At 69.3% G+C, this 14,749-nt stretch carries 13 protein-coding genes and 1 riboswitch; of the genes, 11 read left to right on the forward strand and 2 right to left on the reverse strand.

What is annotated here, in order from left to right:
- Positions 1-117 precede the first annotated feature (117 nt).
- The 10 genes from SMA5143A_RS27195 to SMA5143A_RS27240 all read left to right on the forward strand — a co-directional run bounded on the left by SMA5143A_RS27195 (position 118) and on the right by SMA5143A_RS27240 (position 10,500).
- A complete protein-coding gene (locus SMA5143A_RS27195; protein ID WP_055715902.1) occupies positions 118-726 on the forward strand; it encodes a CDP-alcohol phosphatidyltransferase family protein in 609 nt (202 codons plus the stop codon).
- 114 nt (positions 727-840) lie between these two features.
- Positions 841-3,336 (forward strand): mannose-1-phosphate guanyltransferase, encoded by a 2,496-nt coding sequence (locus SMA5143A_RS27200; RefSeq protein WP_055517954.1) that lies wholly within the window; start codon positions 841-843, stop codon positions 3,334-3,336.
- A 98-nt stretch (positions 3,337-3,434) separates the two neighbouring features.
- Positions 3,435-4,337 carry a DUF881 domain-containing protein gene (locus SMA5143A_RS27205; protein WP_107465463.1) on the forward strand — a complete coding sequence of 301 codons (903 nt, stop codon included), beginning with the start codon at positions 3,435-3,437 and terminating at the stop codon, positions 4,335-4,337.
- A complete protein-coding gene (locus SMA5143A_RS27210; RefSeq protein ID WP_009343209.1) occupies positions 4,334-4,666 on the forward strand; it encodes a small basic family protein in 333 nt (110 codons plus the stop codon). Before SMA5143A_RS27205 ends, SMA5143A_RS27210 begins: the two co-directional genes overlap by 4 nt.
- A gap of 5 nt (positions 4,667-4,671) precedes the next feature.
- A complete protein-coding gene (locus tag SMA5143A_RS27215) occupies positions 4,672-5,547 on the forward strand; it encodes a DUF881 domain-containing protein (RefSeq protein WP_107465464.1) in 876 nt (291 codons plus the stop codon).
- 61 nt (positions 5,548-5,608) lie between these two features.
- Positions 5,609-6,580, forward strand: coding sequence for an FHA domain-containing protein (locus SMA5143A_RS27220; protein ID WP_079049810.1), 972 nt, complete (start codon positions 5,609-5,611; stop codon positions 6,578-6,580).
- Positions 6,581-6,624: 44 nt separating this feature from the next.
- Positions 6,625-7,380, forward strand: a complete 756-nt coding sequence (gene ftsR / locus SMA5143A_RS27225; protein WP_107465465.1) for a transcriptional regulator FtsR — start codon at positions 6,625-6,627, stop codon at positions 7,378-7,380.
- A gap of 84 nt (positions 7,381-7,464) precedes the next feature.
- Entirely contained in the window at positions 7,465-7,938 is a 474-nt protein-coding gene (locus tag SMA5143A_RS27230) for a bifunctional nuclease family protein (protein WP_028797289.1), read from the forward strand.
- 424 nt (positions 7,939-8,362) lie between these two features.
- Positions 8,363-9,046: a MerR family transcriptional regulator gene (locus SMA5143A_RS27235; protein ID WP_181362036.1), complete on the forward strand. Its 684-nt coding sequence runs from the start codon at positions 8,363-8,365 to the stop codon at positions 9,044-9,046.
- Positions 9,047-9,081: 35 nt separating this feature from the next.
- Positions 9,082-10,500, forward strand: a complete 1,419-nt coding sequence (locus SMA5143A_RS27240; protein ID WP_107465467.1) for a DNA polymerase IV — start codon at positions 9,082-9,084, stop codon at positions 10,498-10,500.
- Positions 10,501-10,568: 68 nt separating this feature from the next.
- On the opposite strand, the gene SMA5143A_RS27245 is transcribed toward SMA5143A_RS27240, so the two are convergent.
- The gene (locus SMA5143A_RS27245; protein ID WP_107465468.1) at positions 10,569-10,937 is read right to left on the reverse strand and encodes a PRC-barrel domain-containing protein; all 369 of its coding nucleotides are present in this window, start codon (positions 10,935-10,937) and stop codon (positions 10,569-10,571) included.
- Between the two features lie 126 nt (positions 10,938-11,063).
- A riboswitch (glycine riboswitch) is annotated at positions 11,064-11,160 on the forward strand.
- Positions 11,161-11,331: 171 nt separating this feature from the next.
- On the opposite strand from SMA5143A_RS27245, the gene gcvP reads away from it, so the two are divergent.
- On the forward strand, positions 11,332-14,217 hold the full coding sequence (gcvP, locus tag SMA5143A_RS27250; protein WP_107465469.1) for an aminomethyl-transferring glycine dehydrogenase: 2,886 nt from the start codon (positions 11,332-11,334) through the stop codon (positions 14,215-14,217).
- A 116-nt stretch (positions 14,218-14,333) separates the two neighbouring features.
- Here gcvP and SMA5143A_RS27255 read toward each other — a convergent pair whose 3' ends face one another.
- Positions 14,334-14,540, reverse strand: a complete 207-nt coding sequence (locus SMA5143A_RS27255) for a DUF5999 family protein (RefSeq protein ID WP_107465470.1) — start codon at positions 14,538-14,540, stop codon at positions 14,334-14,336.
- Positions 14,541-14,749: the final 209 nt, after the last annotated feature.

Genomic DNA, 14,749 nt, shown 5'->3' on the forward strand with positions numbered 1-14,749 from the left:
CGCCGAACTCCTTTTAAAGCTCTGGCTCTTGGGCACTACGCCCAGGAGCCAGAGCTTTTTTGCGTTGAGGTAGGGTCAGGGAGCATCATTGGCTCGTTTTGCACAGGAGGCCCCCGGGTGGAGGTCCAAGAGACCCGAGTCCAGACGGACCGGGTGCTCACCATCCCGAACATCCTCAGCATGGCGCGGCTCCTCGGAGTCCCCGTCTTCCTGTGGCTGATTCTCTGGCCCGAGTTCGGCGGCCCCCAGGTCGACGGCTGGGCGCTCCTCGTGCTCGCCCTGAGCGGCGTCAGCGACTATCTGGACGGCAAGCTGGCGCGACGCTGGAACCAGATCAGCAGCCTCGGCCGGCTGCTCGACCCCGCGGCAGACCGGCTCTACATTCTGTCGACTTTGGTCGGTCTCACCTGGCGCGAGATTCTCCCCCTTTGGTTGACGGCTGTACTTCTCTTGCGTGAGCTGGTTCTGCTGGTGATGGTGGGCATCCTCCGTCGGCACGGCTATCCGCCGCCGCAGGTGAACTTCCTCGGGAAGGCAGCCACCTTCAACCTGATGTACGCCTTCCCCTTGCTGTTGCTCAGTGACGGAACCGGATGGATCTCGTCACTCGCTGCTATTTTCGGATGGGCGTTCGCCGGATGGGGTACAACGCTGTATTGGTGGGCAGGGATCCTCTACGTGGTTCAGGTCCGCCGACTTGTCGCGGCGGACGCCATGGCCGATTGAGCCCGTCCGATGGGACAGCCGTAGTGGCTCGATGGCCCGCGTCGGAAAAGTGCGGGACAATCTGGACGGGTGAAGTCGGCTAGACCGTGTCTCTTCAAGGAGGACGCTTCCGACATGAAGGCCGTCGTGATGGCCGGAGGCGAGGGCACACGCCTTCGCCCCATGACCTCGAGCATGCCCAAGCCGCTCCTACCCGTGGCGAACCGCCCGATCATGGAGCACGTACTGCGGCTGCTCAAAAGGCATGGGCTCAATGAGACCGTCGTTACCGTCCAGTTCCTGGCGTCACTCGTCAAGAACTATTTCGGCGACGGTGAGGAGCTCGGGATGGAGCTCACCTATGCCAACGAGGAGAAGCCACTCGGTACTGCCGGGAGCGTGAAGAACGCCGAGGAAGCACTGAAGGACGATGCCTTCCTCGTCATCTCCGGTGACGCCCTGACCGACTTCGACCTCACCGAGCTCATCAATTTCCACAAGGAAAAGGGTGCGCTCGTCACCGTCTGCCTGACACGGGTGCCGAACCCGCTGGAATTCGGCATCACGATCGTCGACGAGGAGGGCAAGGTCGAGCGGTTCCTGGAGAAGCCCACCTGGGGGCAGGTCTTCTCGGACACCGTGAACACCGGCATCTACGTGATGGAGCCCGAGGTCTTCGACTACGTCGAGGCCGACGTTCCCGTCGACTGGTCCGGAGACGTCTTCCCGCAGCTCATGAAGGAAGGCAAGCCGATCTACGGCTATGTCGCCGAGGGCTACTGGGAGGACGTCGGCACGCACGAGAGCTATGTGAAGGCACAGGCCGACGTCCTCGAAGGCAAGGTCGACGTCGAGATCGACGGATTCGAGCTCTCACCCGGTGTGTGGATCGCCGAAGGCGCCGAGGTGCACCCCGACGCCGTGCTGCGCGGACCGCTGTACATCGGGGACTACGCCAAGGTCGAAGCCGGCGTCGAAATCCGCGAGCACACCGTGGTCGGCTCGAATGTCGTCGTGAAGAGCGGGGCCTTCCTCCACAAGACCGTCGTCCACGACAACGTCTACATCGGACAGCACAGCAATCTGCGTGGCTGCGTGGTCGGAAAGAACACCGACATCATGCGGGCCGCCCGGATCGAGGACGGCGCCGTCATCGGCGACGAGTGCCTCGTCGGCGAAGAATCGATCATCCAGGGGAACGTACGCGTCTACCCCTTCAAGACGATCGAGGCCGGTGCGTTCGTCAACACGTCGGTGATCTGGGAGTCCCGCGGACAGGCGCATCTCTTCGGTGCCCGTGGCGTGTCCGGGATCCTGAACGTGGAGATCACCCCGGAGCTGGCCGTGCGGCTGGCCGGGGCGTACGCGACGACGCTCAAGAAGGGCTCGACGGTCACCACCGCACGTGACCACTCCCGAGGCGCGCGTGCCCTCAAGCGGGCGGTCATCTCGGCGCTCCAGGCCAGCGCCATCGACGTACGGGACCTGGAGAACGTACCGCTGCCGGTGGCCCGGCAGCAGACCGCTCGGGGCAGTGCCGGTGGGATCATGATCCGCACCACGCCCGGGGTGCCGGACTCCGTCGACATCATGTTCTTCGACAGTCAGGGAGCGGACCTGTCGCAGGGCAGCCAGCGGAAGCTGGACCGGGTCTTCGCGCGGCAGGAGTACCGGCGCGCGTTCCCGGGCGAGATCGGCGACCTGCACTTCCCGGCCAGCGTCTTCGACTCGTACACCGGCTCCCTGCTGCGGAACGTCGACACGACCGGGATCGCCGAATCGGGGCTCAAGGTCGTCGTGGACGCGTCCAACGGAAGCGCCGGACTCGTACTGCCGAGCCTGCTCGGCAAGCTGGGCGTCGACTCGCTGACGATCAACCCCGGTCTCGACGAGTCGAGGCCGACGGAGACGGGCGACATGCGGCGGTCGGGGCTCGTGCGGCTCGGCGAGATCGTGGCGTCGTCGCGGGCCGCGTTCGGAGTGCGGTTCGACCCCGTCGGCGAGCGGCTGTCCCTGGTCGACGAGAAGGGGCGGATCGTCGAGGACGACCGGGCCCTGCTGGTGATGCTCGACCTGGTGGCCGCGGAGCGGCGGAGCGGGCGCGTGGCGCTGCCGGTGACCACCACCAGGATCGCGGAACAGGTCGCCGCGTACCACGGCACGCAGGTCGAGTGGACGACCACCTCGCCGGACGACCTGACCCGGGTCGGCGGCGACGAGACGACCATCTTCGGCGGAGACGGGCGCGGCGGGTTCATCGTGCCGGAGTTCAGCAGCGTCTTCGACGGGACGGCGGCCTTCGTACGGCTCATCGGGCTGGTGGCGCGGACACAGCTCACGCTGAGCCAGATCGACGCGCGGATTCCGCGGGCGCACGTCCTCAAGCGGGACCTCGCCACTCCGTGGGCCGTCAAGGGGCTCGTGATGCGCCGGGTCGTGGAGGCCGCCGGCAATCGCTTTGTCGACACGACCGACGGTGTGCGGGTTGTGGAGACCGACGGGCGGTGGGTGATGGTCCTGCCGGACCCGGCGGAGGCCGTCACGCATCTGTGGGCCGAAGGGCCCGACGACGCCTCGGCGCAGGCTCTGCTGGACGAATGGTCGTCGGTGGTGGACAGCGCCGGACGCTGAAACACCCGCCACACGCGCGTGCCGGACAAGTGCCCCCAACGGGGCCTGTCCGGCACGTGGGTGGGGCCATTCGGAGGTAGTGGGCGCGACGTGCGACGATGTGCGGCATGCCGCAGCAGCCCCCCGTTCGGAGCACACCCGCGCGCGCGTCGCGTCCGGACGCCTCCATGTCGCTGCTCAACAACGTCATGGACCACAGCCTCGATGACGGGTACGCCGAGGCCGCCGCCCGGAAGAAGGCCGACGGCACCGGGGGCATGCCGAAAACCGTACGGGCGAAGCTGGGCCTCGCGGTCGGGCTGGTGCTCGCCGCCCTGGTGGTGACCGTGGGCGCGGCGCAGGCGCGGATCAGCGCCCCGGCGCTGGCCAAGGAGCGCGAGGAGCTCATCGACCGTATCCACCAGCAGACCGCTGCGGCGGACAAGCTGGAGGACTCCGTCGACGACCTCCGTGACGACGTGGGTGCACGCCAGCGCGAGGCGCTCAAGGACGGCGGCAGCGGCCAGGGCGACCTTGTGGACATCCTGTCGGGTGCCGTCGAGGTGCACGGCCCGGGCGTGAAGCTGGTCGTCAACGACTCGAAGAGCGCCAGCCAGGGCGGTGACGGCGACCCCCGCGAGACCTCCGGATTCTCCGACACCGGGCGCGTGCGCGACCGGGACATGCAGCGGGTCGTCAACGGGCTGTGGGCGTCGGGCGCCGAGGCCGTCTCGATCAACGGACAGCGGCTCACCGCGCTGTCGGCGATCAGGGCCGCCGGCGACGCCATACTGGTCGACAACAAGCCGCTGGTGCCGCCGTACACGGTGCTCGCGGTGGGGGACGGGCAGCGGCTGAGCACCAGGTTTCAGAACAGCCCCGACGGGCTGTACCTGCATGCCCTGCAAGAGAACTTCGGGATCCGGACGAGCATCTCCGCCGAGAGCGACATCAAGGTGCCGGCCGCGCCGAGCGTGATCGTACGAACAGCAGAACCGAGCGCTAGGAAGGGCACATCGTGATCGCCGTACTGGGCCTCGTCCTCGGAGTCGTGGCCGGACTGTTGGTCCGGCCCGAGGTACCCGCGGTGGTCGAGCCGTACCTCCCCATCGCCGTCGTCGCGGCCCTGGACGCCGTGTTCGGCGGTCTGCGGGCCATGCTGGACGGGATCTTCGACGACAAGGTCTTCGTCGTGTCGTTCCTGTCCAACGTGGTCGTGGCCGCCCTGATCGTGTTCCTCGGTGACAAGTTGGGTGTGGGGGCCCAGCTGTCCACGGGTGTCGTGGTCGTTCTCGGCATCCGCATCTTCTCCAACGCCGCGGCGATCCGCCGGCACGTGTTCCGGGCGTGAGGCCGATGAGCGACAGGCACGAGACGCCGAGGCCGACGGCGGGCGCGGGCGGGGCGGACGACGACGAGCCGACGACCCGGTTGCGCCGCGAGCTGCCGCAGGAGGTCCCGGTCGCGGCCGCCGAAGGGCCGGGCAGGGCCACGCCCGACGAGAAGAACCGGCTGACCGGACGGCAGCGGCTGGCCCAGGGGCTGTGGCCGCCGCGCTTCACACGGGCCCAACTCATCGTGGCCGTACTGCTGTTCGGCCTGGGCTTCGGCCTGGCCGTCCAGGTGGCCTCCAACAACGACGACAGCGCGCTGCGCGGCGCACGCCAGGAAGATCTCGTACGCATCCTCGATGAACTGGATGACCGTACTCAGCGTCTGGAGGAGGAGAAGCAGGGTCTCGAGGATCAGCGCACCGAGTTGGAGAACAGCTCGGACCAGGCCGAGGAGGCACGCAAGCAGACCGTCGAGAAGGAAAGACAACTCGGCGTGCTGGCGGGCACCGTGGCCGCGCAGGGACCCGGCATCACGCTGACGATCAACGACACGAAGGGGACGGTCGAGGCGGACATGTTGCTCGACGCGATCCAGGAGCTGCGCGCCGCCGGCGCGGAGGCGATCCAGGTGAACGGCGTACGCGTCGTCGCCAGCACCTATCTCACCGATTCCGGCAAGGGAATCAGTGTCGACGGGAACAAGATCACCCAGCCCTTTCGTTTCAAGGTCATCGGCAACCCGCAGGACCTCGAGCCGGCGTTGAACATCCCCGGAGGCGTGGTGCAGACACTGGAGAAGGAGCAGGCCACCGTGGCCGTGGAGCGGGCTGACAAGATCGTCGTGGACGCCTTGCGAGCGGCGAAGCGGCCTGACTACGCTCGGTCGTCCTCCCAGTGAACCGCAGGTGCATAGGGGTCGTCCGGCGAGGGCAAGAGGTTGCGGGGGGTCGGCGCACCGAATGGGTGGTGCGTGGTGGAAACTGTCTGGTGGAAACGGACGTTGTGAGGATGTCCGGGTCGGCCGGTGTGTTCAGTCAGGGTTCGTCCTGCCCCACGGGCGGGTCTGTTTCGGTCAAGGGGAATCGCCCGTGAAGTTGTTTGCGAAGTTGTTCGGCAAGAGCGCGCGAGAGGACAGCGGCAACGCGACCTCCCGCCATCGCGCGCAGCCTTCGGAGGCCGAGGGCCAGGGTGGCGAGCGCCCCCTGTTCCGGGACCAGGTCGCTGGTCCGGGCGGTGACATTTCCGGAGGTCAGGGCGCGCCGTCTGTTGACCCTGCCCAGTCGGGCCGCATAGGTTTCGGGGACCCGTCAGCCTCAGGTACGGGTGGAGGGTTTGCCACCGACCCGTATGCGTCCAATGCCCCGGCGGGGCAGCCGCGGCAGGAGGATCCGTCGATGTCGGCCCTGGTGTGTACGAGGTGCGGTAACCGCAACGCGGAGAACAGCCGCTTCTGCTCGAACTGCGGTGCGCCGCTGCGTCCCGGCGCCGTCCCGGAGCGTCCCTCCGAGACGACCTCCACGATCTCGATCTCCGGCCTCGAGGCCTACGACTCCGAGACGACGGGTCAGACGCAGCTGCCGGCGCTCTCGCCGGAGGCTCAGGCCGCCGTCGACGCGCTGCCGCTCGGCTCGGCACTCCTCGTCGTGCGTCGCGGCCCGAACGCGGGCAGCCGCTTCCTGCTCGACAGCGACCTGACGACGGCGGGCCGTCACCCGCAGAGCGACATCTTCCTGGACGACGTCACGGTCTCCCGTCGCCATGTGGAGTTCCGCCGGGCCCAGGACGGCTCGTTCACGGTCGCCGACGTCGGCAGCCTGAACGGCACGTACGTCAACCGTGAGCGGATCGACCAGGTCGCCCTGCACAACGGTGACGAGGTGCAGATCGGCAAGTACCGGCTGGTCTTCTACGCGAGCCAGCGGGGTTACTGACCCGCCCCCGGACTCGTTCCGGGGGAATCCCCCAGGGAAGGTCCATGCTTCGAACAACGAGCGGTGGTGCCGATCACGGCACCACCGCCGCGGACAGTGGCCTGATGAGCATCGGCTCGGTGCTGAACCTGCTGCGCGAGGAGTTCCCCGAGGTCACGATCTCCAAGATCCGTTTCCTGGAGTCGGAGGGGCTCATCGAGCCGCAGCGGACCCCCTCGGGGTATCGCAAGTTCAGCGCTGGTGACGTCGAGCGTCTCGGACATGTCCTGAGGATGCAGCGGGACCACTATCTGCCGCTCAAGGTGATCCGTGAGTACCTGGCGGCCCTGGAACGGGGCGAGGACGTCCGGCTGCCGTCGGTGGGCCGCCAGCGGGACATCGGCGACGGAGAGCGGCTGAGCGAGCTCTTCGGGGAGCCCGAGGAGCCCACCGCCGCCCGGATCGGGCGGGCCGAGCTGCTGGCCGGCGCCGGGATCGGCGAGGAGCAACTGGCCGAGTGGGAGTCGTACGGGCTCGTGGCGCCGCTGCCGGACGGCACGTACGACGCCGAGGCCCTCACGGTCGCCACGCTTGTGGTGGAACTGGGGCGGTTCGGTATCGAGCCGAGGCATCTGCGGGTGATGCGGGCCGCCGCCGACCGTGAGGCGGGCCTCGTGGAGCAGGTGGTCGCGCCGCTGCGCCGCCACCGCAATCCCCAGACCAGAGCGCACGCGGAGGACCGTACGCGGGAGCTGGCGGGGCTCACGGTGAAGCTGCACGCCGCGCTGGTACAGAGCGCGCTGGGTGTCCGGCTCCGCTGAAGAGGGGTGTTCGCCTGTGGCGGATCGTCCGGCCTATCCGTGCTCGACTACCCAAACATCCCGAGCACGGCCTAGGGTTGCTGTGTGAACGAGCTCGATGTCGTAGGTGTCCGGGTCGAAATGCCCTCCAACCAACCGATCGTGCTCCTGCGTGAAGTGGGAGGCGACCGTTACCTCCCCATCTGGATCGGGCCCGGGGAGGCCACCGCGATCGCCTTCGCCCAGCAGGGCATGGCCCCCGCGCGGCCGCTGACCCACGACCTGTTCAAGGACGTGCTGGAGGCCGTCGGCCAGGAGCTCACGGAAGTGCGCATCACGGATCTGCGTGAGGGCGTCTTCTACGCGGAGCTGGTCTTCGCCAGCGGTGTCGAGGTGAGCGCCAGGCCCTCCGACGCCATAGCGCTGGCGCTGCGCACCGGGACGCCGATCTTCGGCAGTGACGGGGTGCTCGATGACGCGGGCATCGCGATCCCGGACGAGCAGGAGGACGAGGTGGAGAAGTTCCGCGAGTTCCTCGACCAGATCTCGCCGGAGGACTTCGGTACCAGCAGCCAGTGAGTCCGGGCTGCGGTGGTGTCGGGCCTCGCGGCCGTCGGGCTCTCGGCCCGTGGCGCGGGGCCGAGTCGTCGTCGCGCTGCCAAGGGCTGACGGGCCGCTGTGCCGCGCCGCCGTCGGGCCGCGCGGTCGTGATCGGCGGGACCGGCACCGCGTGCCGTCCACGGCCTGCCGGAGCGCTGACCGATCGGATCCGGGCCGGGGGATGTCGATCAAGGGGGCGGCGTCACGGAGGTCCGGCACCTGACACGTGCCCATGCGGTGTCCTGGGGTTCCGCTTAGCACATTCGGCTAGCCTTTCCCCGCGGAAGGGCACGGGAAACCACTCTCAGGGTGATTATCACTCGGCGTGCCGAGTGTGGCGGTCGTTGACGCACCCCTGGTGGCTGCCTACCGTCGACAAGGCAGGTCAAGGACGGAGGTCGGCGTGAGGAACAGCGGCGACGGTACGGCTGGGGGTGCCCCCGGACGCAGCCTGGGGGAGAGCGGCTCGTACCCTCCCCCGAGCGCTCGGCTCCGCTCGAGCAGGGGTTATCCCCATTCCGGCGGCGCGGCCGGTCCCTTTCCACAGTTGCCGACGGCTGTCCAGGACGGTTCGGAGGCCGCGCCCGAGCCGCACGAGAACGTCGGGTACCGCGGGCCCACCGCGTGCGCCGCCGCAGGCATCACCTATCGCCAGCTCGACTACTGGGCCCGCACCGGCCTCGTGGAGCCCAGTGTGCGGTCCGCCCACGGGTCCGGGACGCAGCGGCTCTACAGCTTCCGGGACGTCGTCGTCCTCAAGATCGTGAAACGGTTCCTCGACACCGGTGTCTCCCTGCAGAACATCCGCACAGCCGTTCAGCACCTGCGGGAGCGGGGCTTCAGCGACCTGGAGCGGATGACGCTGATGAGCGACGGGGCCACGGTCTACGAGTGCACCTCGCCCGACGAGGTCCACGCTCTGCTCCAAGGCGGCCAGGGGATCTTCGGAATCGCCGTCGGGGTGGTCTGGCGTGATGTGGAAAGCGCTCTCTCCCAGTTGCACGGCGAGCGGATCGACACGGGCGAGACCCTGGTCCGCCCCAACCCAGCGGACGAACTGGCGCGGCGGCGCAACCGCGCGGTCTGACGGCATTGTCAGTGGCGTAGGGCAGCATCGGAGATGTGAGAACCGCGCCCACGATCCTGCATCTCGACATGGATGCCTTCTACGCCTCGGTGGAGCAGGCGTCCAAGCCGAGCCTGCGCGGGAAGGCCGTCATCGTGGGCGGGGTCGGTCCCCGAGGCGTGGTCGCCACCGCCTCGTACGAGGCGAGGGTCTTCGGGGTGCACTCGGCGATGCCGACGGCGCAGGCCCGTCGGCTCGCGCCGAACGCCGCGTACCTCACGCCCCGCTTCACGTTCTACCGGGCGATCAGCCAGCAGGTCATGGGGCTTCTGCACGCCCTGTCGCCCCTGGTGGAGCCGCTCAGCCTCGACGAGGCGTTCGTGGACCTGGAGGCCGGGGGAGCGGCCTGGGACGAGGCCTCGGCGCGTGGGACGGGCGGGCGGCTGCGTCAGGAGATACGGGAAGTGACCGGGCTGACCGGCTCCGTGGGGCTCGCCGCGTCCAAGATGCTCGCGAAGATCGCCTCCGAGCAGGCCAAGCCGGACGGGCTGGTGGTCATCGAGCCCGGCACCGAGCGGGCACTCCTCGGGCCGATGTCCGTGCGGATCCTCCCCGGAGTCGGGCCGGCGACCGGGGACCATCTGCGGCGCGCGGGGATCACCACCGTCGAGGAGATCGTGGAGGCCGGCGAGGACGAGGTCGTACGGCTGCTGGGGAAGGCCCACGGACACGGCCTGTACGCGATGGCGCTGGCGCGTGACGACCGGGCCGTGGTCGCCGAGCGGGACGCCAAGTCCGTGTCCGTGGAGGACACCTACGACGTGGACATCCACGACCGGGTGCGGGTCCGGCTGGAGGTGCAGCGGCTCGCCGACCGGTGTGTGCGGCGGCTCAGGGGGGCCGGTCTGTCGGGACGGACGATCGTGCTGAAGGTGCGGCGGTACGACTTCTCGACCCTGACCCGGTCCGAGACATTGCGGGGGCCGACGGACGACCCGGCCGTGGTGCGGGAGGCCGCGGCCCGGCTGCTGGAGGCCGTCGACACCACCGGTGGGGTGCGGCTGCTGGGGGTCGGGGTAAGCGGGCTCGCCGACTACACGCAGGAGGACCTGTTCGCCCAGGCCGCGGGGGATCCGGAGCTTGCTGAGGAGGAGACGGAGGAGGAGGCCGTCCCCGACGAGGGCGCGGGGCGTGTCGTCGAGCGTCGGTGGTCGGCCGGGCACGACGTGCGGCACTCCGAGTACGGGCACGGCTGGGTGCAGGGGAGCGGGCTCGGGCGGGTCACCGTGCGGTTCGAGACGCCCGAGGAAAAGGAGCCGGGGCGGGTGCGGACGTTCCGCTCGGACGACCCGGATCTCGAGGCGGTGGATCCGTTGCCGCTGGTGCCGGGCGGGCCGGTGCGGCCCTCGGAGGCGGTGCCCGTGCCGGGGCCGGGAGCGGAGCATGAGGGAGGGGCGGGGAGGGCGTCGGGATGAGGGAGTGGGCGTCGGGCTGAAGGGGCTGGTGTCGCGGGCGGCGGAGGTGGGGCGAGGCCGGCGTGGGGTCAGGGGTCCTCCTGGCTCGCCACATTGCCGAAGTCGTGGTCCAGCGGGGGCGGCGGGGCTATGTCCAGGCCGTAGTGGTGGTAGAGCTGGAGTTCCTGTTCGGGGGAGAGGTGGCGGCCGACACCGAAGTCGGGGGCGTCCTTGATGAGGGCGCGGTCGAAGGGGACACGGAGGGAGCCCTCGACGAGTTCACTGGGCTCGAGCGGGATGAAGGCGTCGCGGCCGAAGAGGCCCATGCGTATCGCGGCCCACTCGGGGACGCCGGTCGCGTCGTCGAGGTAGACCTCGTCCACGGTGCCGATCTTGGTGCCCTTGCGGTCGAACGCCTTGCGGCCGATCAGATTGCGCGGATCGATGTCGGTCTGCACGGGCCCTCCAAGTGATCGCCATGGGGGTTTGCAAATCCTTCCTCACCACTACGAAAAGGCACAACCGGGACGGCGGCCACTCGAAGGCACGTGCGTTGACCGCGCTGATACGCTGGCAGCGGCTGTTGAACTCGTGCGGGAGAGTCCTCCGGACACCATCCGGAGGCGCCGAAGGAGCAAATCCTCCCCGGAATCTCTCAGGCTCACGTACCGCACGGACGAGGTCACTCTGGAAAGCAGAGCGGGTGTCGACGGTTTCCGCTCTCACCGACGGTGAAAGCCGGCCCGTACCCGGGCCGGTGAAGCTCTCAGGTCGAGATGACAGAGGGGGAGGCCGTCGGGCACCCATGCCGTGGTGCCCTCGAAGGTCGTGTCAGACCAGGAGGCCTCCGCAATGACCGCCCACCGCATTCCGCTCACAGAGCTCGAACAGGGCATCCCGTTCGAGCGGCGTCACATCGGACCCGACGCCGAGGCCCGGGCCAAGATGCTCGCCCATATCGGCTACGGCTCGCTCGACGAGCTGACGGCCGCAGCGGTCCCCGATGTGATCAAGAACGCCGAGGCGCTGAAGCTGCCGGGCGCCCGCACCGAGGCCGAGGTGCTCGCCGAGCTGCGCTCGCTCGCCGACCGCAACCAGGTGCTGGGCTCCATGATCGGACTCGGCTACTACGGCACCTTCACCCCGCCGGTCATTCTGCGGAACGTCATGGAGAACCCCGCCTGGTACACGGCCTACACGCCGTACCAGCCCGAGATCTCCCAGGGGCGGCTCGAAGCGCTGCTCAACTTCCAGACCATGGTCGCCGAGCTCACCGGGCTGCCCACCTCCGGCGCCTCCCTGCTCGACGAGGGCACGGCCGCCGCCGAGGCCATGTCCCTGTCCCGGCGCATGGGCCGCAACAAGAAGGGCCTCTTCCTGGTCGACGCGGACACGCTGCCGCAGACCATCGCCGTGATCGAGACCCGCGCCGAGCCCACCGGGGTCGAGGTCGTCGTCGCCGACCTCAGCGACGGCATCCCCGCCGACATCGCCTCCCGCGAGATCAACGGCGTACTCCTGCAGTACCCGGGTGCCTCCGGTGCCGTGCGCGACCTCAAGCCGGTCATCGAGCAGGCCCACGGCCTCGGGGCGCTCGTCACCGTCGCCGCCGACCTGCTCGCCCTCACCCTGCTGACCCCGCCCGGTGAGCTGGGCGCCGACATCGCGGTCGGTACGACGCAGCGGTTCGGTGTGCCGATGGGCTTCGGCGGGCCGCACGCGGGCTACATGGCCGTGCACGAGAAGTTCGCGCGCAGCCTGCCCGGGCGGCTCGTGGGCGTCTCCGTGGACGCGGACGGGCACAAGGCGTACCGGCTCGCCCTCCAGACCCGTGAGCAGCACATCCGCCGGGAGAAGGCGACCAGCAACATCTGCACCGCCCAGGTGCTGCTCGCCGTGATGGCCGGCATGTACGCCGTCTACCACGGCCCCGAGGGGCTGCGGACCATCGCCCGGCGCACCCACCGGTACGCCACCGTCCTCGCCGCGGGGCTCGCCGCGGGCGGTGTCGAGGTCGTGCACGGCGCGTACTTCGACACGCTCACCGCGCGGGTGCCGGGACGGGCCGCCGAGGTCGTCGCGGCCGCGCGGCAGCACGGCGTGAACCTGCACCTCGTGGACGCCGACCAGGTGTCCGTCTCCTGCGACGAGACCACCACGCGGGCGCAGCTGGGTGCCGTGTGGACGGCGTTCGGGGTGGAGGGCAACGTCGAGGACCTCGACGCCGCCGCCGAGGACACGCTGCCCGAGGCGCTGCTGCGCTCCGACGACTACCTCACGCACCCCGTGTTCCACGAGCACCGGTCCGAGACCGCGATGCTGCGCTACCTGCGCCGTCTCGCCGACCGCGACTACGCGCTCGACCGGGGCATGATCCCGCTGGGCTCCTGCACGATGAAGCTCAACGCGACCACCGAGATGGAGCCGGTGACCTGGCCCGAGTTCGGGCAGTTGCACCCCTTCGCGCCCGCCGCGCAGGCGCAGGGCTATCTGACGCTGATCCGCGAGCTGGAGGAGCGGCTCGCCGAGGTCACCGGATACGACAAGGTGTCGCTCCAGCCGAACGCCGGCTCGCAGGGTGAGCTGGCGGGCCTGCTCGCCGTACGCGGCTACCACCGTGCCAACGGCGACGACCAGCGCGTCGTGTGCCTCATCCCGTCCTCCGCGCACGGCACCAACGCCGCGAGCGCCGTGATGGCCGGGATGAAGGTCGTCGTGGTGAGGACCGCCGAGGACGGCGAGATCGACGTCGAGGACCTGCGGGCCAAGATCGAGCAGTACCGCGACGAGCTGTCCGTGCTGATGATCACCTACCCGTCGACGCACGGTGTGTTCGAGGAGCACGTCGCCGACATCTGCGCTCAGGTGCACGACGCCGGCGGTCAGGTGTACGTCGACGGCGCCAACCTCAACGCGCTGGTGGGCCTGGCCAAGCCGGGCCACTTCGGTGGTGACGTCTCGCACCTGAACCTGCACAAGACGTTCTGCATCCCGCACGGCGGCGGCGGTCCCGGTGTCGGGCCCGTGGCGGTCAGGGAGCACCTGGCGCCGTATCTGCCGAACCACCCGATGCAGCCCGCGGCCGGCCCGGAGACCGGTGTGGGCCCGATCTCGGCCGCCCCGTGGGGCTCGGCGGGCATCCTGCCGATCTCGTGGTCGTACGTCCGGCTGATGGGCGGCGAGGGCCTCAAGCGGGCGACGCAGGTCGCCGTGCTCAGCGCCAACTACATCGCCAAGCGGCTGGAGCCGCACTACCCCGTGCTGTACACCGGTCCGGGCGGGCTCGTCGCGCACGAGTGCATCGTCGACCTGCGGCCGCTCGCGAAGACGACCGGGGTCAGCGTCGACGACATCGCCAAGCGGCTGATCGACTACGGCTTCCACGCGCCGACGATGTCGTTCCCGGTGGCGGGGACGCTGATGATCGAGCCGACCGAGTCGGAGGACCTCGCCGAACTGGACCGGTTCTGCGACGCGATGATCGCGATCCGCGCGGAGATCGAGAAGGTCGGGTCGGGCGAGTGGCCCGCCGACGACAACCCGCTGCGGAACGCTCCGCACACCGCGGCGGCGCTCGGCGGCGAGTGGAACCACGCGTACACCCGTGAGGAGGCCGTGTTCCCGGCCGGGGTCAGGCCCGCCGACAAGTACTGGCCGCCGGTGCGCCGGATCGACCAGGCCTTCGGTGACCGGAACCTGGTCTGCTCCTGCCCGCCGCTGGACGCCTACGAGGAGTAGTCGCCCGCGGATACGCGTCGGGGCCGGTTCGGAGAGTGCTTCTCCGGCCGGCCCCTCTTTGTGTCCGGGCGGGCGTCCGACGCGGGAACGCTCGCCCTGTGCGCACCTCTCGCGGCTCAGGCCGCCGTCATCACCGTGCCGCTGTCGAGCGGGCGGTGCGGGGCGATGATCTGTCCGTCGGGAAGGAGCTCACCGGTGTCCTCGAAGAGCAGAACGCCGTTGCAGAGCAGGCTCCATCCCTGCTCCGGGTGGTGCGCCACGAGACGGGCACCTTCCCGGTCGGCGGATTCGGCGGTCGGGCACGGTGGCTGGTGCTGGCACATGGTTGTGGGGATCTTTCGCTCTGTCGTCAGTGGTGAGATGGCTGTCGTGTCTGTATCGCGGCGTGAAGCCTCGCTCATGGCCGCCCCCCGTTGTGATTATTCGGTCCGGTCCCAGTGTTGCCCCACGGGCGTCAATCCGCAGGCATTTTGCAGCACGGCTTTCTCACAGATTGATGACGCATCCCCCACGCGCACGGTTCATCGGAACT

Source organism: Streptomyces sp. MA5143a (genome assembly GCF_900290235.1).
Lineage (GTDB): Bacteria > Actinomycetota > Actinomycetes > Streptomycetales > Streptomycetaceae > Streptomyces.

Excerpts from the sequence above, each read along its gene's own strand:
- SMA5143A_RS27200 (WP_055517954.1), top strand. The coding sequence starts at position 841 with ATGAAGGCCGTCGTGATGGCCGGAGGCGAGGGCACACGCCTTCGCCCC.
- SMA5143A_RS27205 (WP_107465463.1), top strand. The coding sequence starts at position 3,435 with ATGTGCGGCATGCCGCAGCAGCCCCCCGTTCGGAGCACACCCGCGCGC.
- SMA5143A_RS27215 (WP_107465464.1), top strand. The coding sequence starts at position 4,672 with ATGAGCGACAGGCACGAGACGCCGAGGCCGACGGCGGGCGCGGGCGGG.
- SMA5143A_RS27220 (WP_079049810.1), top strand. The coding sequence starts at position 5,609 with ATGGGTGGTGCGTGGTGGAAACTGTCTGGTGGAAACGGACGTTGTGAG.
- ftsR (WP_107465465.1), top strand. The coding sequence starts at position 6,625 with ATGCTTCGAACAACGAGCGGTGGTGCCGATCACGGCACCACCGCCGCG.
- gcvP (WP_107465469.1), top strand. The coding sequence starts at position 11,332 with ATGACCGCCCACCGCATTCCGCTCACAGAGCTCGAACAGGGCATCCCG.
- SMA5143A_RS27255 (WP_107465470.1), bottom strand. The coding sequence starts at position 14,540 with ATGTGCCAGCACCAGCCACCGTGCCCGACCGCCGAATCCGCCGACCGG.